Origin of the sequence: Paraburkholderia nodosa (assembly GCF_001718195.1) — a bacterium.
Classification (GTDB): domain Bacteria; phylum Pseudomonadota; class Gammaproteobacteria; order Burkholderiales; family Burkholderiaceae; genus Paraburkholderia; species Paraburkholderia nodosa_A.
The window spans coordinates 53,911-80,428 of sequence record NZ_MCNV01000003.1; the positions used below are offsets into that span (position 1 = coordinate 53,911).

Below are 26,518 nucleotides of genomic sequence, written 5' to 3' on the forward strand. Positions count from 1 at the left end.
TTACTCGATAAAGTGCGCCAGGGCTGGAGCGGGTTTTCACTTAACCGCGCTGAAGCGGTCGATATTACCTTCGGCATCCTGATTAATGCCGCGAGCCGGGAATCCGTACTTCAGCCCACAAGCTTACTGAAAGCCGTCAATTCTCTTTCACCACTTGCGCGCTAGCGGGGTCGCTTGGCGCCTGCACGGCCCCAGTTGCGCGTCGCACGCCATAGCACGGTGGCGTCGGCATAACCCACGGCGCGGGCCACGGCCGCGTTGGTCATGCCCTCCTGCTCGCGCAGCACCGCCACGCTGCGCTCGCGCTCTTCGCGAATGATCTGGCGCACAGAGGTCCCGGCGTCGGCGAGATGCCGCTGCAAAGAGCGGTCCGAAAGCCCGAGGTCCTTGGCGATATCGCCGACCACGAGCTTTTCGCGCGCGAGCCGGCGCGTCACGAGATCGCGCACCTGGTCCACGAGCGTATGCGGAATCGTGTCGCGCGAAATCAGGTCGGTGGCGTGGCGCTCCATCATGCGCGCCATCTGCACGTCGGCGCTCTTGAGCGGCGTGTCGAGATCGTGCGGGTGCAGGACCACGCCGTTGGCCGGCTGCTGGAAGCGCACGGGCACGCGAAAGAGGCGCAAATAAGGCTTGAGGTCCTCGGGCGCGGCGTGCTCGAAATGAATCTCGCACGGCGTCCATGCTGCGCCTCGCACCTGGCGAATCATGTGGCACATGGCGGAGACGCTGTACTCGGCGTCCTGCCGGCGCGGCCAGATTTGCGTATGCGCGATGCGATAGCTCCACATCGGCCATGCGTTGTCGCTCACGAGATCGACGGCCGTCGCGCTTTGCCACGAGCCGAGCGTGTCGGTGAACTTACGGATTGCGGCGCCGAGTGTAGGCGACGACATGAACACGAGGCCAGCCGGCCCCAGTTCCGTGAGCTGCAATTCGGCGCCTAAGCGCAGGCCGAGAAAGGGTTCGTCGAGGACCTGCGCCGCGCGTTCGAACGCGCCCACGTAGCGCCCGAGCGCCACGATTTCATACGGATTGGAAAGCTGCCGGCGACTCAGGCCGAACTCGGCCAGCAATGCATCGCAGTCCGCACCGGCGGCGTCGAGTGCACGCACGATGGGACCCATCACGGCACCGCGAATCATCGGGAAACCGCTATTGACAGGCACTCTTTTCATGTCTCGCTCCATTAGGGCCTGTATGCGCCGACGGATTTAACAGTCGATCGTCTCTGGCGCACTCTATCGCCCCTTTGGCGCGTTTTGCAAGCGCGAAAAAAATGCGGCGTTTCTACGATTGACCCATCGACATCGCATGAGACGAATGCGGTTTCTTCATACCGTCCCATGCCCTGTTGCGCCCAACGCCATCCTTACGAAATGCTTATGAACACGAATCCGAACGCGCATCCGCTCGACCCGTTGAGCCTCGCCGAAATGCAGCTGGCCTGTGACATCGTGAAAGCCGCCGAGCAGCTCGATGATTTTGGGCGCTTTCCTGTCACCGAACTGTGCGAGCCGCCCAAGGCGGAAGTGCTCGCGTACAAGCATGGCGATTACTTCTCGCGCCGCGCCTTCGTCATCGCGATCGATCGCACCCGCAGCCAGACGCTCGAATTCGTGGTGGACCTGCGCGAGAAGAAAGTGGAATTGCGTAAGGCGCTCGCCTTGCAAAACGCGCCCTATGGCCAGCCGCCCGTGATGATCGAAGACTTCATGAACGCGGAGCGCATCGTCAAGGAAGACGCAGCATGGCGCGAGGCCGTGAAAAAGCGCGGCCTCACCGAAGACGAACTCGAGCGCGTGCAGGTCGACCCGTTCTCCGCGGGCGCGTTCGACCGCCCGAACGAAAACGGCCGCCGCCTCGTGCGCTGCGTGAGCTACTACCGCGAGTCCCTGACCGACAATGGTTACGCGCATCCCATCGAAGGCGTCGTCGCCGTGGTGGACCTGCTCGCGCACAAGGTGATCGAGCTGATCGACGACGGCCGCATCATCCCCATTCCGCGCGCCAGGCACAACTACGACACGCCGAGCCTCGGCAAGCCGCGTGACACCGTCAAGCCGCTCTCAATCAGTCAGCCCGAAGGCCCGAGCTTCACGATAGACGGCTGGCAGGTTAGCTGGCAGAACTGGAAATTCCGCGTGGGTTTCACGCCGCGCGAAGGGCTCGTGCTGCACCAGATCACATGGGACGACGGCAAGAGCGCGCCGCGCCCGATCGTCTACCGCGCGAGCGTGACCGAGATGTGCGTGCCCTACTCGGACCCCACCACGAACCATTACTGGAAAAGCGCGTTCGATGCGGGCGAATACGGACTCGGCAAGCTCGCGAACCAGCTCGAACTGGGCTGCGATTGCCTCGGCACGATCCGCTATTTCGACATTCCGTCCGCCGACGACTTCGGCAACGGCTTCACCATGAAGAACGCCGTGTGTCTGCACGAAGAGGATTACGGCACGCTCTGGAAGCACTACGAGTTCCGCACCGGTGTGTTCGAGATGCGCCGTTCGCGCCGCCTCGTGATCTCGTTCTTCGCAACAGTGGGCAACTACGATTACGGCTTTTACTGGTACTTCTATCAGGACGGTACGATCCAGCTCGAATGCAAGCTCACGGGCATCATCCAGACTTCCGCGGTGGCGGATGGCGACAGTTACCCGTGGGGCGGCATGGTCACAGAGAACCTGGGTGGCCCGACGCATCAGCACTTCTTCAACGCGCGCTTGCACATGATGGTGGACGGCGAGAAGAACTCCGTCACCGAGCACGAATTCGTGCCGCGCGCGATGGGTGCCGGGAATCCATACGGCAACGTGTTCGATACGACCAGGCGCGTGCTCAAGACCGAGCAGGAAGCGGCGCGTAACGCCAGTGGTCAGACGGGGCGCTTCTGGAAAGTGGTGAACCCGAACGTGAAGAACCGCGTCGGCGCGAATCCGGGCTACAAGCTCATCGTCAACGACTCGCCGCTCATGCTCGCCGATCCCGACTCGAAGGTGCGCCAGCGCGGCGGCTTCGCCACGCGCCACGTGTGGGTCACACCGTACGACACGACGCAGCGCTACGCGAGCGGCGACTACCCGAACCAGCACGCCGGCGGCGACGGCCTGCCGCGCTATATCGAGGCGAACCGCAACGTAGAGAACGAGGACATCGTGCTGTGGCACAGCTTCGGCCACACGCACGTGTGCAAGCCCGAGGATTTCCCCGTGATGCCGGTGGAGTATGCGGGCTTCATGCTCAAGCCCAACAACTTCTTCTACGGCAATCCCGCGATGGACCTGCCGGGCGGGCGCGATCCGCACAGCGTGCAGGACCGCGCAGACGCGCCCGAAGCAAAATCGTGCTGCCACAGCAAGCAGTGAGCGCGCGATGATGCCGCGCGAGCGCCGCCTCGATGTAATGCACGCCGCACGCCTGCTGTGCGTCTGGGCGTCGATCACGGGCGGCGCGAGCGCGCTTGCGGGAGGCGTCATGATCGCGGCGATGCCGGCCGGCGCGCCGTTTGCCGCATTCGCCGCGAGCGCGCTTGCCCTGCCTGCGATGGCGTTGATTCCGGGCGTGCTTGCGCGCAGCTTCGCCACGCACCCCACAGTGCCGATCGCGAGCGCACTCGCACTCACGATGGCGGCAATGGGCGCCGGCGCGCACGCAGGAGCAACGCTCTCGCAGACGCCGCTCATCCTGGGCGGCGTCGCCTTGATCGCCGCGGCGTGCATGCACTTGCGGCGCACGCGCGATAGCGCGGCAAGGTCGGTGCATACGCACGCAACGGCGCCCGTGTGGCGCAACGGCATGCTGCTCATCGCACCCGCGCTGCTTGCAGGCCTGTCGAGCGGCGTGCTCGCGCGCTTCCAGTTTTTCGCGCTCTGCGGCGGCACTGCGATGTCCGTGACGCAGGTTGTGACGTCACTCGCCGTGGTGAGCCTCGCAGGCTGGCTCGCCGATCGCGTCGATTACCGGCGCGCACTGCTCGTGCTCTTCGTATTGCGTGGCGGACTGCTCGCCGCGCTGACGTTCGATTGCCTCGCGCCGTGGGCTGCGCTTGCTGCCCCCGCATTCGCCGTGCTCGACTACCTGACGCTCCCCACGCTCATACGCGGCGGGCGAACGTCGCGCGCCTCGGGTACCGGCTGCCCGGGCCTCGCACATCACGCGGGCATGCTGGCAGGCGCGGCGCTCGCCACCACGTCATGGGGCTTCGGACAGGGCTTTTACGCGCTGTTCATCGTTGCGGGCGCGCTCAATCTTGCATGCGCATACGCATTCGCAATGCCACGCCGATTCCGTGCACACACGCCCTACCCTGCGTCAGCCGCCCTCGCTACGGGCAGCACAATCGACTTACGCTGAAACACTCACCGAAAAACGTTCGCATCACTACCGAAATCAGGAGACGGTATGGACCGCCAGGACTTCACGCACACGATCCGCACACAAATGTTCGTCGACGGACGTTTTAGCGAAAGCGGCAACGGCCGCACGTTTGCCGTATTCAATCCCGCCACGGGCGCGGAGATCGCGCAGGTGCCCGACGCCAGCGACGCCGACATCGACGCTGCCGTCATTGCCGCGCGCCGCGCCTTCGAAGCCGACACGTGGCGGCGTATGGCGCCCGCCGCGCGCGAGCGCCTGCTGCTCAAACTCGCCGACCTCGTCGAACAGCACGGCGACGAACTTGCTGCGCTCGAAACGCTCAACCAGGGCAAGCTGCTCGCCTTCTCGAAGATGCTCGAAGTGGGCGGCAGCGTGCAATGGCTGCGCTATATGGCCGGCTGGGCCACGAAGATCGAGGGCAGCACCGTGGATCTCTCGCTCGCTTTCCCGCCCGGCGTGCGCTATAACGCCTCCACGCGGCGCGTGCCCGCGGGCGTGGTCGCCGCGATCGTGCCGTGGAATTTCCCGCTGCTGATGGCGGTCTGGAAAATCGCGCCCGCGCTCGCCTGCGGCTGCACCGTGGTGCTCAAGCCCGCCGAAGAAACCCCGCTCACGGCCATCCGCCTCGCCGAGCTCGCGCACGAAGCCGGCTTTCCGCCGGGCGTGTTCAATGTCGTCACGGGCCAGGGCGAGACGGCGGGCGCAGCGCTAGTTCGTCATGCGCAGGTGGACAAGGTCACTTTCACGGGCTCGACCGAAGTGGGCCGCCTCATCGGCAAGCAATGCGCGAGCGATCTCAAGCGCGTCTCGCTGGAACTGGGCGGCAAGAGCCCCGTGATCGTGCTCGACGACTGCGATCCGCAGCGCGCGATCGAAGGCGCAGCCGGCGCGATCTTCTTCAATCACGGCCAGGTCTGCACGGCAGGCTCGCGCCTGTATCTGCCGCGCGCGCGTTTTGAGGAGATCGTCGATGGCATCGCTAAGGTTGCGCGCGCAACCGTGCTCGGCTCGGGTTTCGATGCGGCCGCGCAGATGGGCCCGCTCGTTTCGGCGCGCCATCGCGCCAAGGTCGCCGGCATGATCGCGCAGGGTCGCGCCGAAGGCGGCGAGGTCGTGGCGGGCGGCGGCGGCGGCAATCGGCCCGGCTTCTTCATCGAGCCCACGGTGATTGCGAACGCGACCAACAAGCCGCTTACCGTCGTGCGCGAAGAGGTGTTCGGGCCGGTGCTCGTCGCCATGCCGTATGACGACGTCGAAGAAGCCGTCGCGGCGGCGAATGCTTCGGAGTACGGTCTGGGCGCGAGTGTCTGGACCAACCAGCTCGACCGCGCGCTGCGCGTCGTGGACGGCGTGCAGGCGGGCACGGTATGGGTCAACACGCACAACATGGTCGACCCGGCATTGCCCTTCGGCGGCTTCAAGGCCTCGGGCATCGGGCGCGAGCATGGCCGCGCGATCATCGACGCGTACACGGAGACGAAATCCGTCTGCATCGCCTACTGAGCGCCGCCGTGCAGCATTGTTAATCGAAATGGAATGATGAAACCCGGCGGCGCGCAATGATCGCCGCCGCGGTTTCGTCCATGATCGAGCCCGTTCTCACCACTTACGAGAAGGACTCCGATCATGAATGCCTCCACGAATTCGCGCGGCGTCGCCATCGTCACGGGCGCCTCGCGCGGCATCGGCGCCGCCATTGCCGAACGTCTCGCGCGCGACGGTTACGCCGTCGTCATCAACTACGCTTCGCGCAGCGCCGAAGCCGAGGCGCTCGTCGCGAAGATCGCGGCGGGCGGCGGTCGCGCGATTGCGGTGCAAGCGAACGTCGCGAAGACCGACGACGTGCGCCGTCTCTTCGACAACACCGCCGAAACGCTGGGCCAGCCCACACTGCTCGTGAATAACGCGGGCATCATGAAGACGGTCACAGTTGCCGATTCGACCGACGCGATCTACGACGAAACGTTCGACATCAACGTGCGCGGCACGCTGAACACGCTGCGCGAAGCGGCGACGAAACTCGCGGATGGCGGCCGCGTGATCAACTTCTCGACCTCCGTGCTCGCGATGAATCTGCCGGGCTACGCGCTCTATACGGCCAGCAAGGCGGCCGTGGAGACGATCACGCGTGTGTTCGCACGCGAGCTGCGCGGCCGCTCGATCTGCGTGAACGCGGTGGCGCCGGGGCCGGTGGCGACAGAACTATTCCTCAGCGGCAAGACCGAAGAACAGGTCCAGCATTTCGCGAACATGCCGCCGCTGCAGCGCCTCGGGCAACCCGACGACATTGCAAATGTCGTGTCGTTCCTCGCGGGCCCGGACGGCGGCTGGGTCAACGGCCAGGTGCTGCGCGCGAACGGCGGGATCGTCTGACACGCCGCCCGGCGTGGCTTCGCGGCAGAACCCGGGCGGGACGTGGTCTCAGGGCAAACCGCTGCGGCGTGAAACCGGCGGTCCCGGCCGGTGCTACACTCCGTGGTCGAAAAACGGTAGAAAGACAGAGCCGGAGGCATGGCGCGCCGGCTCATATTGCGCCCTCAACCACTCCAGACCATGTATCTGTCCATCCTCGCCGTCGGCATTGGCGGCGCGCTCGGTTCGCTGTTGCGCTGGGTTCTCGGGCTACGCCTGAATGCCCTCTACCCTGACCTGCCGCTCGGCACGCTTGCGTCGAACATCATCGCGGGCTATGTGATCGGCGTCGCAGTCGCCTATTTCGGGCGCATGCCCCAACTCTCCTCCGAATGGCGCCTCTTTGTCATTACCGGCTTGATGGGCGGCCTCTCCACGTTCTCGACCTTCTCAGCCGAAGTCGTTTCGCATCTGCAGCACGGACGTTTCGGCTGGGCCGCGGGCGAAATCGCCATTCACGTGTGCGCCTCGGTCGTCATGACGATCCTTGGCATTGCAACGGTATCGGCACTGGTTCGCTGATCGGCAACGAAAACGGCCGCGTTCGCCATTCGCGAAACGCGGCCGCATTAATGATGCGACGGGAAGATCAGGCAGGACGCTGATACCCGCCCAGCAAACCGTTCTTCGAAAACACCCACTGCCACAACTGGATGTCGCGCGCACGGAACGCTCCGGCGCACGAAAGCAGGTAGTAGCGCCACATGCGATAGAAGCGCTCGCCCATCTGCGCCTTGAAACGCGGCCACGCGGCCTCGAAATTCGCGTGCCAGGCCATCAGCGTGCGGTCGTAGTCGGCGCCGAAGTTATGCAGGTCTTCGGCCACGAACAGGCCGCCCGAAGCGTCGGCGATCTGGCCGATGGTCGGCAGCTCGCCGTTCGGGAAGATGTATTTGTCGATCCACGGATCGGGCGTGGTGTCGCGGCGGTTCTTGCCAATGGTGTGCAGTACGAACAGGCCGTCGTCGGCAAGACAGCGGTGCGCGACTTCCATATAGGTGCGATAGTTCTTCGGGCCCACGTGCTCGAACATGCCCACGCTCGCAATGCGGTCGAACTTCTCGTCGAGCAACCGGTAGTCCTGCAGGCGGAATTCAACCGGCAGATCCTTGCAGCGCTCGGCGCCGAGCGCGGCCTGCTCCTTCGAGATCGTCACGCCCACGCACGACACGCCATAGTGTTCGGCCGCGAACTTCATAAGGCTGCCCCACCCGCAGCCGATGTCGAGCAGGCGCATGCCAGGCTTCAGGCCCAGCTTGCGGCAGATGAGATCGAGCTTGGCGTCCTGCGCCTCGTCGAGCGTTTTCGCGCCGCCCGACCAGTAGCCGCAGGTGTAGGCCATGTTCTTGTCGAGCATGGCCTCGTAGAACTCGTTGCCGATGTCGTAGTGCTGCTGGCCCACCTTCCATGCCCTGCGCACGGTCTGGCGGTTCATGAGGCGCGCCTTGAGCGCGTAGAAGACGAGACGGGAGGGATCGATCTGGTCGTCTAGATGCGCGCGCAACACATGTGCGAAGAATTCGTCGAGTTGCTCGCAATCCCACTGGCCGTCCATGTAGGCCTCGCCGAGGCCCAGGTTGCCGAGCGCCAATACGCGCTCGGGTAACTGCGGATCGTGGATGCGCATGTCCCACGGCCGTGTGCCGTTGAATTTCACGTCAGCGCGCGCCAATAGCTGGGCTATAAACCGCCAGGCCCCGGAAACGGTGGCCTCACGAACGGGTTGAGCTGCTTCGAGATCAGTCGTTGCCATACGTGCTCCATGCGGCAGGAGTCGGGTCCTTGGTACCTTGCTCCGATGCCATTCAAGAGGTTGCTATCAAGACATTCGTCGTCGCGCGCGCTGCGAGAAACTCTATGATGCACCTACTTCAAAAATTGTGCAGGAACACGCACAAGCCATACGGGGCGGGCCATAATCGCAAACTCGACGAAACCCATCGCCCTGGCGCCAGCAAACGGCGCGCCCGAACTGGAGATACCGACAATGGCCTACGACGACAAGAACATCTTCGCGCGCATCCTGCGCGGCGAAGCACCCTGCATCAAGGTGTACGAGGACGACGCTACGCTCGCGATCATGGACGTCATGCCTCAATCCGAAGGCCACCTGCTCGTGCTGCCGAAGGAAGGCGCCGAGTTCATCTATGAGCTTTCACTGGAAGCCGGCGCCGCCGCGATGGCGACGGTGCAGAAGATGGCGGTCGCGATGCGCAAGGTGCTTGCGCCCGAAGGCCTCTTGATCGCGCAGTTCAACGGCGCCGCCGCCGGGCAGACCGTACCGCACGTGCACTTCCACCTGATTCCGCGCCGCGCGGGCGAAGAACTGCGCCCGCATGCGCGTGAAATGGCCGACATGGCGCAGCTCGAAGCGCTGGCCGCGCGCATTCGCGCTGCACTGTAAGCAATATGTATTGCTAACGTTAGCTATTCTTGACGCTTAAACGCCGTCGAATTGCACGAATTCGTCGAGCGGGACCCGCGCCGAGCGCCACTGGTTGATGGGCGCGTCCGGGTCTTCGTGACCGATCGCCATGCCGCAGAACACCATGCGTTCGCGCGGCAACGCGAGAAACTGGCCAACGCTTTGCGCGTAGCGCGCCCAGCATTCCTGCGCGCAGCTATGCAGGCCGGCTTCGCGCAGGAGCAGCATCACCGTCTGCAGGAACATGCCGAGGTCGGCCCATTGCGGCGGCCCCATCTGACGATCTACGCTGCAAAAAAGCGCGAGCGGCGCGTCGAAAAACGCGTAGTTGCGCGCGAATTGCCGTAGCCTGCCCGGCCGGTCCTCGCGCGCGACGTCGATGCTGCGGTAAAGATCCTCGCCCACCTGATAACGACGCTCGCGATATGGCGAACCCAGCTCGCGCGGATACACGTCGTACTCCATCGGCTCGCCCGCAGGCACCTGCGCAATGCGATCGGCCATGATCGACTTGAGCTTCGCGAGCGATTCGCCGCCCACGACATGAACATGCCACGGCTGCAGATTGCCGCCCGAAGGCGCGCGCGCAGCGGTATCGAGTACCCGGCGAATGACGGCGGGGTCCACCGGATCGGGCAAAAACTGGCGCACGGACTTGCGGCTCGTGACGGCTTCGCTGACCTTCAAGCAGATTCTCCTCGGGGGATCGACGAAGCATTATCGGCGATCCCCCGCGCGGCTGCCGACGCTCGCCGCGTGGCTCCGTTCTGGCGTCAGAACTTGTGACGGATACCCACTACGACAAGCGCCTGATTGTCGGCGCCCGAACTCACGCCGAAGTCGCCGATCGATGCCTGCGCAACGACACTCGAACCCTTTGCGTCGAGCGTGCGGCCACTCGCCTTCTGGTAACCGGCGAGCGCGTAGAGATCGGTGCGTTTGGAGAGCGAGTAGTCGCTGCCGAGGTTCACCTGGTTGTAGTGCGCTGACGAGGGCCCGGTGAGCGACGTGTAGTTGTAGCCCGCGCCCGCGCGCAGCGCCGGTGTGATCTGGTAATTCAGGAACGCCGAGCCGCTATTGAATTTGGCGGTTTGGTGGAAGGTCGAGTACGCATCGTTTGCGTATTGGGTGTTCGAGTAGGCCAGCCCGAAGCTCAATGCGCCCACCGCATAGCTGCCGCCTGCGCGCATGATCTGGATGGAGGTTGCGCTCGCAAAGCCCTGATTGATGACCGTGTTGAAGAGGCTATCCGAGCTGCTCGTCCAGCTGCGCACGCCGGCAGTGAGCGTGCTGCCGCCATTGGCGAAGAAATAGCCGGCCGCGAGCGAGAGCGGCCCGTTCGAGTAGGCGGCGCCGAAGCTGTAAGTCTGGCCGCTGCCGCTCGCGCCGGCCACGCCGCCAAAACCGTACAGCGCCTCGAACTGCAGCCCTGCGACGAGCGGGCTCGCGTACTTGACCGAGTTGCTCACGCGCAGGCTGTTGTCGTAGTTGTCGAGGTCGCCAGGCGTGCCGAACACGCCGCCGAACGGACCGTCAGCGGTGAGCGGCTGCACGAGATCGACGAGCGGATCGTACTGGCGGCCGAGCGTGAGCGTGCCCCACGTCGTGCTGGCAAGACCGACGATCGCCTTGCGCCCGAATTCGCGGCTGCCCTGCCCGAGCGCGCCGGTACCCACGTTGAAGCCGTTTTCGAGCTGGAAGATGGCGGCGAGGCCGTTGCCGAGATCCTCGGTGCCGCGCAGGCCCCAGCGGCTGCCCGAAAGGTTGCCGCTGCTGAGCTTGACGAGCGTGGACTGGTTCAGGCCGTTCGCGCCCTGGGCGTTGTGCACGTAAGCGAGGCCCGCGTCGACGATGCCGTAGAGTGTGACGCTGCTTTGCGCGTGGGCACTCGTGGCGATAGTGGCGCCCGACGCGGCGAAGGCGAGCGCGAGAGCGGCGGTTAGCGGGCGGCGTGTGAAAGAGGCGTTTTTGTTGTTCATGCGGGGCGTTCCGTTGCGTGTGGTGGTTGTCGCTACGCGGTCCTTGCGAGGCGGCTGCAAGGCCGGTGCGGCAACGTTACGGAATGCCCGGCAAGCGGGGAACGAACGAATTCTGCGTTGCTTAGGGTGCGCGAGGGACTTTGCAAAGCGCAGATCGTGCCAGGCGCTGCGCGAGCGCTTTCCTCCGGCGCGCGGAGTCTGCTATAATTCGCCTCCCGCCGGAGAGATGGATGAGCGGTTTAAGTCGCACGCCTGGAAAGCGTGTATAGGTTAATAGCCTATCGGGGGTTCGAATCCCCCTCTCTCCGCCAGAACAAAACGCCGGAACCCCGTAAGCGCAATGACTTACGGGGTTTTTGTTTTTCCAGCCCATCAAATAGCCCGCCAGAGAGGGGATAACGTGCGCGGGGCACGTCCAAACGCCCTCAATTACACCCGCTCACAGTGCAATACTTGTTGTACACGAGCCCTTTGCCATCCATCCCCGAGATCGTTCGCGTGCCGTTGCCGTAGTTCGTGATCGTCTCGGTCCACGTCGACCCATCGGCAGCCTGCCCGGTGATGAACGTCGTGTCGCCAATCGACGCGCCGGTCTGCTCCCAGGCCTCGCCCGGCAGCTTCTGCTGATACCCGTTGACGGTAGACGTATTGCCGAAGCGCTGCACCGTGTACGAATTGCCCGATTCGTCGACGCAGTTCTGGAAGGCATCGTTGCCCCAGCATTTGGCAAAAGCGGCGGGCGCCGTAAAGGCGCCGAAAATGATCAGGCTGAGTGCAACGCGCTTCAATGATTTCCCCGAGAAAACGCCCTTTTTCGGCTCGATTCACCACGAGTCCGAGGCCGGCGGCGCGCGAAATTGTACCGTAGCCGCCAGGGCTATCTACGGATGCGCCGGACACGCGTGCATCGCACGCTCCCGCTAGTTATCGGACAAAAAACGGATGACTTGATGGGCGCAACGAGAACAGCAGCGCCGCCGGTCGTTGAACACGCAACGTTGGAAGGAAGTCCGAATCGACCAGAACAGGCAAGCAGAAAAAGGCGTCGGGCCGCAGCCCGACGCCGAATTCCCGCGTACTGCTTCGAGGACCGGCGCGGGAACGAGAGGACTTCAGTATCGCCTCGGCCGCCCGTTTTTTAAGTGCTCGACCGCACACCGGCAATCAGGTCCCCACTCTCACGGATGGCGGATATAGTCCACCAGCGCGAGCGTATACGCGTCCGGCTTGCGATCGATGAGACTCACGCCGATCGCCACGAGAAAGCCTGCGGGCACACCGAACACGCCAGAGCTGATGGGCTCGATGCCAAACCATCGCGGGCCCGCGAAGCCCGTGAGCTGCGTGAAGAACGGGTACGTCGAGACGATGTAATAGACGCACACGGTCAGGCCCGCGATCATGCCGGCCACGGCGCCCAGGCGCGTCGTGCGCTTCCAGAACACGCCGAGCACAAGCACCGGAAAAAGACTCGACGCCGCGAGCGAAAACGCCGCCCCCACCAGAAAAAGAATGTTGCCCGCGTTGAGCGACGCCACATACGAGGCGAACAGCGCCACGCCGAGCAGCAGGATCTTCGACATCGTCACGCGCCGCTGGCTCGACGCGCCCGGACTGACCATGTGGTAGTACACATCGTGTGAGAGCACGTTCGAGATCGTGAGCAGCAGACCGTCTGCGGTCGAAAGCGCAGCCGCGAGCGCACCCGATGCGATGAGCCCCGACATCACATACGGCAACCCCGCGATTTCCGGCGCAGCGAGTACGACCATGTCAGGCTGCATCTGGATATCGCTCCAGCGCACCACGCCGTCGTTGTTCATATCCGCAATGCTGATGAGGTATGGCTCGACGCGCCGCCATTGCATGACCCATTGCGGCAGATCGTCGAAGCGCTGCCCCACCAGATGCGTGAGGATCTCGAACTTGATCAGCACCGCGAGCACCGGCACGGTCAGATAGAAGAGCGCGACGAAAAACAGCGTCCAGCCCACCGAGCGCCGAGCCGAGGCCACCGAGGTCGTCGTGTTGTAGCGAGTGAGGATGTGCGGCAGGCTCGCCGTGCCAAGCGAAAGACACAGGAGCAGCGACAGGAAGTTGCGTTGATGAATGCGCCGCTGGGCATCGTCGTCGGCGGGAAACGGTTCGTTCATCGGCACGGGCGGCGCGGCGCGCTCGAGCAGGTCGTCGCGCTGGCGCGTCCACACCATGCGTGCGGCATCCACGTCGCGCGGGAAGGCGCTCAATTCACGTTCGAGCGAATCGATATCGCGCAGCGGGCCGTTGTGACGGCGCAGGTTCGCAAGCGATTCGACGAGGTGCGTCTTCTCCGCAACGTACGACTGCGGCAGCGTGTCGAGCCGCGTCTGCCATTGCGCCGCGCGCTCGCGGTAAGCGTCGCGCACGGTGGCTTCGGTGCTTGCACCGCGCACGTCATGCTCGAGCGCTTCCACGCGCCGCATCACGTTGCCGTAGTCGACTTGCGGCAGCCAGCCGAGGCCGTCGCGATGCGCGATCAGCGAAACCGGAATCAGAATGGCCGCGATGAGAATGATGTATTGCGCGACCTGCGTCCACGTCACGGCGCGCATACCGCCGAGAAACGAACACACGAGAATGCCCGCCAGCCCGCAGAAAATGCCGATGGCGAAATCCACGCCGATGAAGCGCGTGGCGATCAGCCCCACGCCCTGGATCTGCGCGACGAGATAGACGAACGAGCAGAGGATGGTCGCGAGCACGGCGAGCGCACGCACGAGGTTGCTCGAAAAGCGCGTGCCGAGGAAGTCGGGGATCGTGTAGCGCGCGAGCTTGCGCACATACGGCGCCAGCAGGAAGGCGACGAGGCAGTAGCCGCCCGTCCACCCCATCAGGTAAGCGAGGCCGTCGTAGCCGCTCGCGTAGAGCGAACCCGCAAGGCCGATGAACGACGCGGCGGAAAGCCAGTCGGCGGCCGTCGCCATGCCGTTGAAGAACGACGGCACACGCCGCCCCGCCACGTAGTATTCGACGAGGTCCGAGGTGCGCGAAAGCAGCCCGATCACCGCATATACCGCGATCGGCACGAACAGGAACACATAGCCGATCCACATGCCGGGGCCGGTGGAAAGCTCGATACGCCACATCACGTAGACGAAGGCGAGAAAGCCGAGCGTGTACAACGCATAGGAGCGTATGAGCCGGTGCGCAAGCCTCATCGTTGCTGTGCCTTGCTGGCTTCGCGAATGGCGATATCGGCTTCGAGCGCGGCTTGCAGTACGCGGTCGGCGCGCTGCATCAGCACGATATAGATCGCCACGAGCAGCACGTAGAGCAGGATCGCGCCCTGTGCGCCGAGGTAGAACGGCAGGCTGAAGCCTGCGAAGCGCAGATCGGCGAGCTGCCGCGCAAAGAGCGGCGCGACGAACGAGACCAGGAAGCCAATCGTCATGAGCACGGCGATCAGCGCGAGATTGAAGCGCCAGTAGCGCCGATGCGCGCGCGCCATCGCCTCGCTCACCGGAGGTGGCTCAGGCAATGGATTGAGATTGTTCTGCGGAGTCGTGTGTGGCGCGGCCATGCGCCTGTGTAGCAAAAACGCGTAGGGCCGGCAATCCGGGGCAATGCGGGGATCGATGCGGCGCGCGGCGCCAGGCAAGGCGCCGCGCGAGCCTCGGCGTTTAGAGCGATTCGCCGAGCTGGTCCAGAATCGCCGGGTTTTCCAGCGTGGAGACGTCCTGCGTGATCGCCTCGCCCTTCGCGAGCGAGCGCAGCAGACGGCGCATGATCTTGCCCGAGCGCGTCTTCGGCAGGTTCTCGCCGAAGCGGATGTCGCGGGGCTTGGCGATCGGCCCGATCTCCTTGCCCACCCAGGCGCGCAGATCGTTGGCGAGCTTCACGGCCTCGTCGCCCTGCGGACGCGTGGCCTTGAGCACCACGAACGCCACCACGGCTTCGCCGGTGGTGTCGTCGGGGCGGCCCACCACGGCGGCTTCGGCCACGAGCGGATTCGCCACCAGCGCCGACTCGATCTCCATCGTGCCGAGGCGGTGGCCCGAGACGTTCAGCACGTCGTCGATACGGCCCATGATCGTGAAGTAGCCCGTGTCCTTGTCGCGCACGCTGCCGTCGCCGGCCAGATACAGCTTGCCGCCGAGTTCCTCGGGGAAGTAGCCCGACTTGTAGCGCTCGGGTTGTCCCCAGACGTTGCGGATCATTGCGGGCCACGGACGCTTCACGACGAGAATGCCACCCTGCCCGTTCGGCACGTCCTGGCCGGTTTCGTCGACGATCGCGGCCATGATGCCCGGTAGCGGCAGCGTGCACGAACCCGGCACGAGCGGCGTCGCGCCCGGCAGCGGCGTGATCATGTGGCCGCCGGTTTCGGTTTGCCACCACGTGTCGACGATCGGGCAGCGCTTGGCGCCCACGTTTTCGTAGTACCACATCCACGCTTCGGGATTGATCGGCTCGCCGACCGTGCCGAGAATGCGCAGCGAAGAAAGGTCATAGCTCTTCGGGTGCACCTTCGCGTCGGCTTCGGATGCCTTGATGAGCGAGCGGATCGCCGTGGGCGCGGTATAGAACACCGTGACCTTGTGCTTGGCGATCATGTCCCAGAAGCGGCCGGCGTTCGGGTACGTGGGCACGCCTTCGAACACGACCTGGGTCGCGCCGATCGTGAGCGGGCCATAGGCGATGTAGCTGTGGCCCGTGATCCAGCCGATGTCGGCCGTGCACCAGAACACGTCCGAGGGCTTGTGATCGAAAGTCCACTTCATCGTTTGCGCGGCCCACAGCAGGTAGCCGCCCGTGCTGTGCTGCACGCCCTTCGGTTTGCCCGTCGAGCCCGACGTGTAGAGGATGAAGAGCGGGTGTTCCGCGCCCACCGGCACCGGCGCGCACGTGTCGCTCTCGGCTGCCGAAAGCTCGTGCATCCACTGGTCGCGGCCTTCGTGCCATGTAACCTTGCCGCCCGTGCGCTTGTAGACGATCACGCTGTGCACCGCTTCGCAGCCGCCCATGGCGAGCGCTTCGTCGGCGATGTTCTTCAGCGGCAGCGCCTTGCCGCCGCGCATCTGTTCGTCGGCGGTGATGAGCGCGACCGCGCCCACGTCGACCATGCGTTCGTTGAGCGACTTCGACGAGAAGCCGCCGAACACGACCGAGTGCGTCGCGCCAATGCGTGCACAAGCCTGCATCGCGACCACGCCTTCCACCGACATCGGCATGTAGATGACCACGCGGTCGCCCTTCTTCACGCCGCGTTTCTTCAGCGCATTGGCGAAGCGCGACACCCGCGCGAGCAGGTCCTTGTACGTGACGTTCGTGACGGTGCCGTCGTCGGCTTCGAAGACGATCGCGACGCGCTCGCCATTGCCCGCCTCGACGTGGCGGTCGAGGCTGTTGTACGAGGCATTGAGTTCGCCGTCTTCGAACCACGTGTAGAACGGCGCCTTCGATTCGTCGAGCACCTTCGTGAAGGGCTTTTGCCAGCTCAGGGTTTCGCGCGCGAGGCGCGCCCAGAAGCCTTCGTAATCGCGTTCGGCTTCGGCGCACAGCGCCTTGTATGCGTCCATGCCGGACACCGTGGCGCCAGCCACCGTTTGCTCGGAAGGCGCAAAGACGCGGCGTTCCTGAAGAACCGATTCAATCGCAGACATCGACAACCCCTTGGTGAAGATGAAACGTCAAACTCGTGGACACGCATGAGCATCTTCAATGCCCGTGCGCGCCGTCTCCGTGCGCCGCCGCCCGCATGCGGGCACGGCGCTATTGGCTTGCGCCGGGAGCCGCCATTGTGGCATCCGGCATGCATGGGCGCGCGATACAGGCACGATCGTGCGCGATCTTCGCAAACTACCCATGCCGGCAAGATTAAGCGTAGCAACTTACCAGCCACTTACGCGCGCCCATGCAGCGGCGCGCCATGGCACGCAAGTAAGCAGACATTTAGAATGCTAACTGAACTGCGCACCCGGATTCCAGCTTGAATCGCTATTCCCTGTTTCTCATTGCCTCGATGCTGCTCGTGGGCAGCAACGTCGGCATCGGCAAATCGATTGTCGCCTTCATTCCCGTTCCCCTCTTCGCGCTGCTGCGCTTCGTGATCGCGCTCGCGGTACTGGGCCCGCTCCTGCGTCGCTCCAAAATGCAACAGGTGAAGCGCGGCGAATGGATCAATCTGTTCCTCCAGGCGCTGTTTGGGACATTCGGGTTTACGCTGCTGATGCTCGGCGGCGTGCATCGCACGAGCGCGGTCGCGGCCGGCGTCATCACGAGCACGATCCCCGCCGTGGTCGCCCTCTTCTCCTGGCTTTTCCTGCGCGAGCGCCCCGACGCACGCGCACTCGCCTCCATCGTGCTCGCCATTGCGGGCATCGCGGTCATCAATTTCGCGCACGTGGGCGGCGGTGGCGACACCGGCGCCAGCTCGTTGATCGGCAACCTGATGGTGCTCGGCGCGGTGTGCTGCGAATCGCTCTATGTGATCCTGTCGCGCCGTCTCACCCAAACGCTCGCGCCGCTCGACATCTGCGCGTACACACACCTGTTCGGGCTTTTGCTGATGCTGCCCGTGGGTCTGCCGGGCGCACTGTCGTTCGATTTCGCGAGCGTCCCTTCGGGCATCTGGTGGCTGGCGCTCTGGTACGGGCTTTCGGCAAGCGTGTTCTCGTTCTGTCTCTGGATGATGGGCATACGCCATGTGCCAGGCAGCATCGCCGGCGTGTTCACGGCCGTGCTGCCGGTCGCGGCAGCCGTGTACGGCATCGCGTTTCTCGGCGAGCGCCCCACGCCCGCGCACGGCATCGCCCTCGCCTGCGTGGTGGTCGGCATCGGCCTCGCGAGCCTCAAGATCAAGCGCCTGCCGCCGGTGGCCTCGTGACCATTCCGTAATGCGATTGAAAGTATCGGGCGCGGGCGGCGCTGCCGCAATCCCGGCGAGCCCTTCCTGCGACGCTGTACAATAGCGCCCGCCCGGCCCCTCGCGCGCGCCTTCTGGCCCTAACCAGACGGCCCCGCTTGAGCAGCCCCGCTTGAGCAGCCCCGCTTGAGCAGCCCCGCTTAGGCAGCCCCGCTTAGGCAGCCCCGCCCGAATTCGCCATCGTGATTGCCCATGTCCGCCGCACGCCCCCAGCCGCCTTCCGCCGCCGCCCCGGGTAAAGCCCGTCGCCGCATGCGTCCGTTGCCCAGCATCATCTTCATGAGCCGCTGGCTGCAGGTGCCGCTCTACCTGGGCCTGATCGTCGCGCAAGCCGTGTACTGCGTGCTGTTCCTCAAGGAGGTCTGGCACCTCGTGAGCCACGCCACCACGCTCGACGAAACGAGCATCATGCTGGCCGTGCTCGGCCTGATCGACGTGGTGATGATCTCGAACCTGCTCATCATGGTGATCGTGGGCGGCTACGAGACCTTCGTCTCGCGCCTGAACCTGGAAGGCCATCCCGACGAGCCCGAATGGCTCGACCACGTGAACGCCGGCGTGCTCAAGGTGAAGCTCGCCATGGCGCTCATCAGCATTTCGTCGATCCACCTGCTCAAGACCTTCATCAATCCGGACGCCGCTTCGGCGCATACGGTGATGTGGCAGGTGATCATCCACGTGGCGTTCCTCGCCTCCGCGCTCGTGATGGCGTGGATCGACCGCATCACCACGCATACGCACCCCGAACACTATCAGGAGCTCGCCGCGCGCCATCCAGCGCCAGGCGGGCACGCCGCTGCGCGTCGAGCGGTTCCCGAGCACGCCGAGTCCGACTGAACCGCGCACACGGCAGACATGATTCAAAACACCCGTCCCCACAGAAGCTAGCCATGACCGTCATCAAACAGGAAGACCTCATCCAGAGCATTGCGGATTCGCTGCAATACATCAGCTACTACCATCCGCAGGACTACATCGAGGCGCTCGGCCGCGCCTACGAACTCGAAGAGAGCCCGGCCGCGAAGGACGCGATCGCGCAGATCCTCACCAACAGCCGCATGTGCGCCGAGGGCCGCCGCCCGATCTGTCAGGACACCGGCATCGTCACGATCTTCGTGAAGGTCGGCATGGACGTGCGTTGGGACGGCGCCACGATGGGCGTGACCGACATGATCAACGAAGGCGTGCGCCGCGGTTACCTGAACCCGGACAACGTGCTGCGCGCCTCGATCGTGAGCCCGCCCGAAGGCGGCCGCAAGAACACGAAGGACAACACGCCGGCCGTGATCCACTACGAGATCGTGCCGGGCGACAAGGTCGACGTGCAGGTCGCAGCCAAGGGCGGCGGCTCGGAGAACAAGTCGAAGTTCGTGATGCTGAACCCCTCCGACTCGATCGTCGACTGGGTGCTCAAGACCGTGCCGACGATGGGCGCGGGCTGGTGCCCGCCGGGCATGCTCGGCATCGGCATCGGCGGCACCGCCGAAAAGGCGATGCTGATGGCGAAGGAATCGCTCATGGAATCCATCGACATCCAGGACATCATCAAGCGCGGCCCGAAGGACTGGATCGAAGAACTGCGCGTGGAACTGCACGAGAAGGTCAACGCGCTCGGCATCGGCGCGCAGGGTCTGGGCGGTCTCGCCACCGTGCTCGACGTCAAGATCATGGCCACGGCCACGCACGCGGCTTCGAAGCCCGTCGCGATGATCCCGAACTGCGCCGCCACGCGCCACGCGCACTTCGTGCTCGACGGCTCGGGCCCGGCAAAGCTCGAAGCGCCCTCGCTCGACGCATGGCCGAAGGTCAACTGGGAACCGAACACGGAAACGAGCAAGCGCGTCGACCTCAACACGCTCACGCCGGAAGAAGTCGCTTCGTGGAAGCCGGGCCAGACGCTCCTGCTCTCGGGCAAGATGCTCACGGGCCGCGACGCGGCGCACAAGCGCATCGCCGACATGCTCGCCAAGGGCGAGAAGCTGCCGGTGGACTTCAAGAACCGTGTGATTTACTACGTCGGCCCGGTCGATCCGGTGCGCGACGAGGTGGTCGGGCCGGCAGGTCCCACCACGGCCACGCGCATGGACAAGTTCACGGAGCTGATGCTCTCGCAAACGGGCCTCATTTCGATGGTCGGCAAGGCCGAGCGCGGCCCGGTCGCCATCGAGGCGATCAAGAAGCACAAGGCGGCTTACCTGATGGCGGTGGGCGGCGCGGCTTACCTCGTGTCGAAGGCGATCCGCGGCTCGAAGGTCCTCGCGTTCGAAGACCTCGGCATGGAAGCCATCTACGAGTTCGACGTCCAGGACATGCCGGTGACGGTCGCCGTGGATTCGTCGGGCACCTCGGTCCACAAGACCGGCCCCGCCGAATGGCAGGCGAAGATCGGCAAGATTCCGGTCGCCACGGTTTGATGTCTGCCTGATGCCTGTTTAAAAACCGGGGCCGCGCGCCCCGGTTTTTTTTGCATCACGCGAGGCGTACCGAGATTAGTTCCCAGCACTGAGTAAATCGCCGATATACACCGCAATTCAATGTGGATTCGGCCTTGGCTTTTGTGTATTGAGCGTTTATTGTTGGAAACCAGTCACCGCCCCACAAAGAAAGGAAAGACTATGCAAGGCGACAAGAAGGTCATCGAATATCTGAACGCGCAGCTCAAGAACGAGCTCACGGCTATCAATCAGTATTTCCTGCATGCCCGCATGTACAAGCACTGGGGCCTCGAGAAACTCGGCAAGCATGAATATGACGAATCGATCGGCGAAATGAAACATGCCGATATGCTCATCGAGCGTATTTTCATGCTCGACGGTCTGCCGAACCTCCAGGACCTGCATAAGTTGTTGATTGGCGAAGAAACCAGGGAAATTCTCGAGTGCGATTTGAAGCTCGAACAGATTTCCCAGTCCACCTGCAAAGAAGCCATTGTTTATTGCGAATCGGTGCGCGACTTCGTTTCGCGAGAGATTTTCGTGACGATTCTCGAAGACACCGAAGAGCACATCGACTGGCTCGAAACGCAGATCGACCTCATCGGCAAGATCGGCATCCAGAATTACCAGCAGTCGGCCATGGGTTCGGTAGAATCCTGATCGCGCGCCTCGCGCCCGCGCGCATCCGTCCGCCTTGCGGGTGCGCCTCAACCCTTTTGCGCCCATCCCCGTGAACCTTCCGGCCTCATCCAGCGCTGCGCCCATCGGCATCTTCGACTCTGGCCTCGGCGGCCTGTCGGTGCTGCGCGCCGTGCGTGCGCTACTGCCCGCCGAGCGGCTAGTGTATGCCGCCGACTCGCGCTACGCCCCCTACGGCCAGCGCGACGACGACTTCATCGCCGACCGCACGCTCGCGATCTGCGAATGGCTCGTGGCGCAGGGCGCGAAGGCGCTGGTGGTGGCCTGCAACACGGCGACGGCGCAGTCCATCGCGCTCGTGCGCGAGCGGCTCTCCATCCCGCTCATCGGGGTGGAGCCGGGGATCAAACCGGCGGCGCTGGTTTCGAAATCGCGCGTAGCGGGTGTGCTCGCCACCCAGGTCACGCTGCGCAGCGCGCGCTTTCAGGCGCTCGTGGAGCGCCACGCAGCCGACCTGCGCGTGCTGTGCCAGCCGGGCCATGGCCTCGTGGAGGCCGTGGAGCGCTGCGACATCGGTTCGGCCGACTTGCTCGCGCTACTGCGCGCATACGTCGAGCCCATGCTCGACGCGGGCGCGGACACGCTCGTGCTCGGCTGCACGCACTACCCGTTTCTCGACACGGCGATCCGCTCGATCGTCGGGGAACGGATGACGCTCGTCGACACGAGCGTCGCCATCGCGCGGCAGCTCGAACGCGTGCTCGACCAGCACGGCCTGCGCGCTAGCGGCGAGCCTGCCGGCGCGGGCGGCGACGAGATTCGCTTCTGCTCGACGAGCGACGGTGCGCACCTGCACGAACTGGCGGCCGCGCTGCTGGGTCTCGACGCCCCTGTCGAGCGCGTAGTCATCCCCTCGCGCCGCTCGCGGGAACTGGAAGCGAACGCCGCCTGACGCACCGGCGCCACACACCGCGCGTGATACGAAGTTCGCGATTCGCGCCTCGCCCGGAAGAGCGCGTTTCAACCCCGTTTCCGCCTATCTAACTCACCCGCCTCGTTCCGCTTGGCTCCTGCCAGCAGTCTCCTGGTGGGCTCCCGCGGCAATGCTCAATCCTGCTGACAGTCACGCAACGGCTAACCGCTAGCCGGCCCGTCAAACGCCTTGACGAGCGCTCTACAAAGGCTTGCCTTTTCCTGACGCAAAGCAAAACCCCTGCTAAGCATCCGGTTTTGTTACAAAAAATCCGCCTACGCGCTTGCCAAACCCAGCAAACATAATGATAATAATTCGCATTAACTCTCTCTATTGCGGTCCATCATGATTGTCTGCGTTTGCAAATCCGTCTCCGACCGGACGATCCGCGCCTCCATTCAGGAAGGCATGGATTCTTTCGACGAGCTGCAGTTCGAGCTCGGCGTCGCGACCTGCTGCGGCAAGTGCGAAGAATCCGTTCGTGACGTGATGGCGCAAAGCGGTGTCTGTGCGAGCCGCTGCGGGGTCACGCAACCGGCGCACCCCGCCGTGGTCCCCCATGCGGTTCCTCTCGCGTTTTACGAGCGCAAGGCTGCCTGAAGCCATGGCGCGCATCCGGCCACCGATGCGCGCCCGCCCCGTCCGCCCGTTTAGCCGGCGGCGCCTCAGGCGCCACGCGCCGCGGACGTCAAATCGCCGCCGACAGCAAGCCCGTCTCCCGACCAGCCAGCTACCGCTCGTACCCATCAAAGGAGGTCGTGATGGAATTGCTGCTCGGATTCGTAACGACGTTGTGCATCTCGCTGTTGATCTTTCGCAAATAAAGCTGCCCGACACGACGCGTAGGTTTGCCTGCGCGCCGTCGTCCGCATGGCAGCCACGCTAAACATGCAGGCTTTCCAAACCACCACTGGCACGCTGCCGTCTCCCTCCGTTCGCGTCAACCGCCGTGTCGTCACCGCGAGCGCGATCGTGGTCGCGCTGCACGCCGCGCTCATCGCCGTCGTGCTGATGAAGCGCGAACCCGTGACGCCCGTCGCGCTCCAGTCGCAGACGATGATGGCCGAACTGCTCAAGCCCGAGCCGGTAGCCGCCCCCGCTGCGATTCAGTCCACGCCCACGCCGCCTCCGCCCAAGCCGGTCCCGCACGTGACGCGCGAGAAGCCGAAAGTTCAGCCCAAGCCCAAGCCAACACCGCTGCCCGTGGCCGAAACGCCCTCGCAGCACGCGATCGAATCGGCCGCGCCCACGGCACCCACGCCCACGGCACCCACGCCGCCGGCTCCCACGCCGCCCGCACCGGCACCGCAAGCCGCGGCGGCCACCGACGCCAGGCCGACCATGGCGCTCTCGGCGCCGAAGAACGTCTCGCACCTCGACTGCCGCATCGTGCAGCCCGACTATCCGACGCTCTCGCGCCGGCGCGGCGAAACCGGCACGGCATTCGTGCACTTCGTCGTGGGACTCACGGGCAAGATCGAGAACATCGAGCTGAAGAAGTCGAGCGGCTCCACCCGCCTCGATGACGCCGCGCTCGACGCGATGCGCCAAAGCTCGTGCAAGCCGTACCTGGAAAACGGCGAAGCCGTCCGCGCGGCCTACACGCAACCATTCGAGTTCAGCCTGAACAATTGACGGGCTGAAGTCACACGCTTCCATGAATTGAATAAAGAGGATCAGGAATGCAGAACTACGGTATCGCCCACGTCTGGGCGCAAGGGGATTTCGTGACACGCGGCATCGCGCTCGCGCTGTTGATCATGTCGGTGCTGTCGTGGTGCGTGATCGTCGTGAAAGGCTGGAATGTCGCGCGCCTGAAACGCCTCACGAAGAACGCCGAGCAGCAGTTCTGGCATTCGGACGATCTCGCCGACGGCGTGAAGAAGCTCGGCAGCGGCTCGCGCGAAGACAACCCGTTCCTCGCGCTTGCGCTGTCGGGCCAGGAAGCCGCCGATCACCATCACCAGACCCAGCCGCATCTGCACGACCGCATGGACGTGTCGGACTGGGTCACGCGGTGCCTCAAGGACACGATGGACGAGTCGGTCGCGAAGATGCAAAGCGGTCTCGCCATTCTCGCCTCGATCGGCAGCACGGCGCCGTTCGTCGGCCTGTTCGGCACGGTGTGGGGCATCTATCACGCACTGCTTACGATCGGCGCGACGGGTCAAACCTCGATCGACGCCGTGGCGGGTCCCGTTGGCGAAGCGCTCATCATGACCGCCTTCGGCCTCTTTGTCGCGATTCCCGCCGTGCTCGGCTACAACGCCCTCACCCGCGCCAACAAGGCGATCGTCACGAAGCTCAACCGCTTCGCGCACGGCCTGCATGCCTTCTTCGTGACGGGCGCGCGCCTCACCTCGACCGCACGCGGCGGCGCGAAGGAAGGCAACACGAGCAACCTGCGTGTCGCTGCGCGCAGCCACTAAAGAGCGGAGGCAAGCATCATGGCGATGAGCCCCTTTGCCAGCGACGACGACGATGGCCTGATGAACGAAATCAACATGACGCCGCTCGTCGACGTCATGTTGGTTCTCCTGATCGTTTTCATGGTGACGATTCCGGTGATCCGTCACGCCGTGAAGATCGACCTGCCGCATGCGAGCAGCCAGAAGGAAGACGCGAAGCCCGCGCAGATCAATATCTCGATCGAAGCGGACGGTACTGTGCTGTGGGACGGCACGCAGGTCGACGACGCGGCGCTGAACCAGAAGATCGCAGCCGCGGCGCAAACCACGCCGCAACCGGAACTGCATCTGAACGCGGACCGCAAGGTGCAATACGAACGCGTGGCCCAAGTGATGTCTGCCGCGCAAAGCGGCGGCCTCACGAAGCTCGGCTTCGTCACCGACCCTGCGCATCACTGATCGCGTCACTGCACGCAACGCGCAAAATTGAGCGGTACAAAGTAAAAGGCCTTCATCGTCAGATGAAGGCCTTTTTTCGTGCGCACGCGGCGCATTCGGGCGGTGGCGGCGACTCCCCGACAATCGATCGGTTCACGTCGGCACATGCGACTGCCGTGGGCAACACGGACTGCGCTTTCGGCCCTGAAGGCCCACTATGATAGCGGCCATCAATTCCCGCTCAAGACCGGTGCTTGGCGAGAAGGACTTCAATATATTCCTCTCGCTTCGCACCTTCAAGAGCCAGGCCATTGAAAGTAGCGATGGCCGCTCACGCTTGAATGCCTAAAAACAAATGGCGCTATACGTTGCGCACAAATGCACTGCGTGAAAACTCAAGTTTCATACAAGCGCACGTGCCTGCACGTTCGCAAAGCTTCATGCAGTTTCGATCTTGCTCGCGCTCTTTGTGCGCGAGAGCCCAACCTGCCCGGCGGGTGCACTCTGCCCTTGCGCTTTCGGCGAAAGCGCGGCGATGTCGCTTTTCAGCGGACATTCCTGCTGCAAGCCCTTATCGGCATCGAGCACTTCGACGAGGTAATCGACGAAGGCACGCACGGCCGGAACCATGCCCTGGCGCGAGAGAAATACCGCATAGAGCTGCGGCACCGGCAGCGTCCAGCCCGGCATCACCGGTGAAAGCTTGCCCGAGCGCAGCGCGGCACCGTACATCATCTCCGGCAATGCCGCGATGCCGAGGCCTTCGAGCGCCGCTTCACGGATCGTCGTGAGGTCCGCGGTGATGAGGCGCGGCTCGTGTTCGTGCGAGTGGCGCGTGCCATCGGGTGCGATGAGCTGAAACACGTGGCGGCCGTCGCCCGTGGGCGTATCGAGCGTTTCGAAGCGCGCGAGGTCTTCCGGCGTGAGCGGCGGCGCGTTCTGCGCGAGCAGGCTCGGCGCGCCCACCAGCATCTGCTCGGTGCGCCACAGCGGACGCACCACGATATTGGCGTTCTGCGGCGGCTCCGAGCGCACGCGCAGCGCAATATCCACGGAGTCTTCGAACAGGTCGATCACGCGGTTCGTCACGCGCATCACTACCCGCACCTCGGGGTAGCGATGCATGAATTCCGGAATGACCTGCGAAAAGATCGTTTGCGAAAGCGTGACGGGCACGCTCACGCGCACCGTGCCGCGCGGCGACGACCGCAGCGACTGAACGACGTTCACCGCGGCCTGCGCTTCGGCGAGCATCGAGCGGCAATGCTGGTAGAAGAGTTCGCCCGCTTCGGTGAGCGCGAGCTTGCGCGTGGAGCGCTGCAGCAGGCGCACGCCGAGCGAGGCCTCGAGTTCGCTCACCCGCCTCGACAGACGCGACTTCGAGATGCCGAGCACGCGTTCGGCAGCGGAAAAGCCGCCATGCTCGATCACCTGCGAAAAGTACATCAGGTCGTTGAGATTATGCGAATCGATTTTCATGTCGTCGTTCCAGCGATGGGACAATCCATTGCGATGAGGCCATAAA

General features: G+C 64.3%; 24 protein-coding genes and 1 tRNA gene. 16 read left to right on the top strand and 9 right to left on the bottom strand.

What is annotated here, in order from left to right; all coding sequences use genetic code 11:
• Positions 1-161: 161 nt before the first annotated feature.
• Positions 162-1,178, bottom strand: a complete 1,017-nt coding sequence (locus BFD71_RS06475; RefSeq protein ID WP_141710590.1) for an AraC family transcriptional regulator — start codon at positions 1,176-1,178, stop codon at positions 162-164.
• Between the two features lie 207 nt (positions 1,179-1,385).
• Between BFD71_RS06475 and BFD71_RS06480 the strand changes: the two genes are divergently transcribed.
• From BFD71_RS06480 to crcB, 5 genes are all read left to right on the top strand, one after another.
• Positions 1,386-3,368 carry a primary-amine oxidase gene (locus BFD71_RS06480; protein WP_069262491.1) on the top strand — a complete coding sequence of 661 codons (1,983 nt, stop codon included), beginning with the start codon at positions 1,386-1,388 and terminating at the stop codon, positions 3,366-3,368.
• 7 nt (positions 3,369-3,375) lie between these two features.
• Positions 3,376-4,356 (top strand): hypothetical protein, encoded by a 981-nt coding sequence (locus BFD71_RS06485; protein WP_069262492.1) that lies wholly within the window; start codon positions 3,376-3,378, stop codon positions 4,354-4,356.
• 48 nt (positions 4,357-4,404) lie between these two features.
• Entirely contained in the window at positions 4,405-5,883 is a 1,479-nt protein-coding gene (gene styD, locus BFD71_RS06490; protein ID WP_069262493.1) for a phenylacetaldehyde dehydrogenase StyD, read from the top strand.
• 123 nt (positions 5,884-6,006) lie between these two features.
• Positions 6,007-6,753: an SDR family oxidoreductase gene (locus BFD71_RS06495; protein ID WP_069262494.1), complete on the top strand. Its 747-nt coding sequence runs from the start codon at positions 6,007-6,009 to the stop codon at positions 6,751-6,753.
• A gap of 180 nt (positions 6,754-6,933) precedes the next feature.
• The gene (gene crcB, locus BFD71_RS06500) at positions 6,934-7,314 is read left to right on the top strand and encodes a fluoride efflux transporter CrcB (RefSeq protein ID WP_069262495.1); all 381 of its coding nucleotides are present in this window, start codon (positions 6,934-6,936) and stop codon (positions 7,312-7,314) included.
• A gap of 67 nt (positions 7,315-7,381) precedes the next feature.
• On the opposite strand, the gene cfa is transcribed toward crcB, so the two are convergent.
• Positions 7,382-8,545, bottom strand: coding sequence for a cyclopropane fatty acyl phospholipid synthase (gene cfa / locus BFD71_RS06505; protein WP_083245106.1), 1,164 nt, complete (start codon positions 8,543-8,545; stop codon positions 7,382-7,384).
• 234 nt (positions 8,546-8,779) lie between these two features.
• Between cfa and BFD71_RS06510 the strand changes: the two genes are divergently transcribed.
• Positions 8,780-9,196, top strand: coding sequence for an HIT family protein (locus BFD71_RS06510; protein WP_069262497.1), 417 nt, complete (start codon positions 8,780-8,782; stop codon positions 9,194-9,196).
• Between the two features lie 36 nt (positions 9,197-9,232).
• On the opposite strand, the gene BFD71_RS06515 is transcribed toward BFD71_RS06510, so the two are convergent.
• Both BFD71_RS06515 and BFD71_RS06520 read right to left on the bottom strand, forming a co-directional pair.
• Complete coding sequence (locus BFD71_RS06515; protein ID WP_069262498.1) at positions 9,233-9,904, bottom strand: nitroreductase; 672 nt, start codon at positions 9,902-9,904, stop codon at positions 9,233-9,235.
• Positions 9,905-9,990: 86 nt separating this feature from the next.
• The gene (locus BFD71_RS06520; RefSeq protein WP_083245107.1) at positions 9,991-11,196 is read right to left on the bottom strand and encodes a porin; all 1,206 of its coding nucleotides are present in this window, start codon (positions 11,194-11,196) and stop codon (positions 9,991-9,993) included.
• Positions 11,197-11,416: 220 nt separating this feature from the next.
• Here BFD71_RS06520 and BFD71_RS06525 point away from each other — a divergent pair.
• Positions 11,417-11,507, top strand: a tRNA-Ser gene (locus tag BFD71_RS06525).
• Between the two features lie 114 nt (positions 11,508-11,621).
• Here BFD71_RS06525 and BFD71_RS06530 read toward each other — a convergent pair.
• The 4 genes from BFD71_RS06530 to acs all read right to left on the bottom strand — a co-directional run bounded on the left by BFD71_RS06530 (position 11,622) and on the right by acs (position 16,838).
• Positions 11,622-11,984, bottom strand: a complete 363-nt coding sequence (locus BFD71_RS06530; RefSeq protein ID WP_083245108.1) for a hypothetical protein — start codon at positions 11,982-11,984, stop codon at positions 11,622-11,624.
• A gap of 390 nt (positions 11,985-12,374) precedes the next feature.
• Complete coding sequence (locus tag BFD71_RS06535) at positions 12,375-14,393, bottom strand: sodium:solute symporter family protein (RefSeq protein ID WP_069262499.1); 2,019 nt, start codon at positions 14,391-14,393, stop codon at positions 12,375-12,377.
• Complete coding sequence (locus BFD71_RS06540; protein WP_370684252.1) at positions 14,390-14,695, bottom strand: DUF4212 domain-containing protein; 306 nt, start codon at positions 14,693-14,695, stop codon at positions 14,390-14,392. The genes BFD71_RS06535 and BFD71_RS06540 overlap by 4 nt, the downstream gene beginning before the upstream one ends.
• Positions 14,696-14,855: 160 nt before the next feature.
• Positions 14,856-16,838, bottom strand: a complete 1,983-nt coding sequence (gene acs / locus BFD71_RS06545) for an acetate--CoA ligase (protein ID WP_069262501.1) — start codon at positions 16,836-16,838, stop codon at positions 14,856-14,858.
• Between the two features lie 326 nt (positions 16,839-17,164).
• Between acs and BFD71_RS06550 the strand changes: the two genes are divergently transcribed.
• The 9 genes from BFD71_RS06550 to BFD71_RS06590 all read left to right on the top strand — a co-directional run bounded on the left by BFD71_RS06550 (position 17,165) and on the right by BFD71_RS06590 (position 25,014).
• Entirely contained in the window at positions 17,165-18,061 is an 897-nt protein-coding gene (locus tag BFD71_RS06550) for a DMT family transporter (RefSeq protein WP_069262502.1), read from the top strand.
• Between the two features lie 231 nt (positions 18,062-18,292).
• Positions 18,293-18,937: a TIGR00645 family protein gene (locus BFD71_RS06555; protein ID WP_069262503.1), complete on the top strand. Its 645-nt coding sequence runs from the start codon at positions 18,293-18,295 to the stop codon at positions 18,935-18,937.
• Positions 18,938-18,990: 53 nt separating this feature from the next.
• Positions 18,991-20,514, top strand: a complete 1,524-nt coding sequence (locus tag BFD71_RS06560) for a fumarate hydratase (protein ID WP_069262504.1) — start codon at positions 18,991-18,993, stop codon at positions 20,512-20,514.
• A 201-nt stretch (positions 20,515-20,715) separates the two neighbouring features.
• Positions 20,716-21,195 carry a bacterioferritin gene (gene bfr / locus BFD71_RS06565; protein WP_069262505.1) on the top strand — a complete coding sequence of 160 codons (480 nt, stop codon included), beginning with the start codon at positions 20,716-20,718 and terminating at the stop codon, positions 21,193-21,195.
• Positions 21,196-21,265: 70 nt separating this feature from the next.
• The gene (murI, locus tag BFD71_RS06570) at positions 21,266-22,126 is read left to right on the top strand and encodes a glutamate racemase (RefSeq protein WP_256094518.1); all 861 of its coding nucleotides are present in this window, start codon (positions 21,266-21,268) and stop codon (positions 22,124-22,126) included.
• Between the two features lie 366 nt (positions 22,127-22,492).
• A complete protein-coding gene (locus BFD71_RS06575; RefSeq protein WP_069262506.1) occupies positions 22,493-22,747 on the top strand; it encodes a (2Fe-2S)-binding protein in 255 nt (84 codons plus the stop codon).
• Positions 22,748-23,035: 288 nt separating this feature from the next.
• Positions 23,036-23,782: an energy transducer TonB gene (locus BFD71_RS06580; protein ID WP_069262507.1), complete on the top strand. Its 747-nt coding sequence runs from the start codon at positions 23,036-23,038 to the stop codon at positions 23,780-23,782.
• Positions 23,783-23,829: 47 nt separating this feature from the next.
• Positions 23,830-24,576, top strand: coding sequence for a MotA/TolQ/ExbB proton channel family protein (locus tag BFD71_RS06585; protein WP_069262508.1), 747 nt, complete (start codon positions 23,830-23,832; stop codon positions 24,574-24,576).
• 18 nt (positions 24,577-24,594) lie between these two features.
• Entirely contained in the window at positions 24,595-25,014 is a 420-nt protein-coding gene (locus BFD71_RS06590) for an ExbD/TolR family protein (RefSeq protein ID WP_028208423.1), read from the top strand.
• Between the two features lie 417 nt (positions 25,015-25,431).
• Here BFD71_RS06590 and BFD71_RS06595 read toward each other — a convergent pair whose 3' ends face one another.
• The gene (locus tag BFD71_RS06595; protein ID WP_083245110.1) at positions 25,432-26,472 is read right to left on the bottom strand and encodes a LysR family transcriptional regulator; all 1,041 of its coding nucleotides are present in this window, start codon (positions 26,470-26,472) and stop codon (positions 25,432-25,434) included.
• Positions 26,473-26,518: the final 46 nt, after the last annotated feature.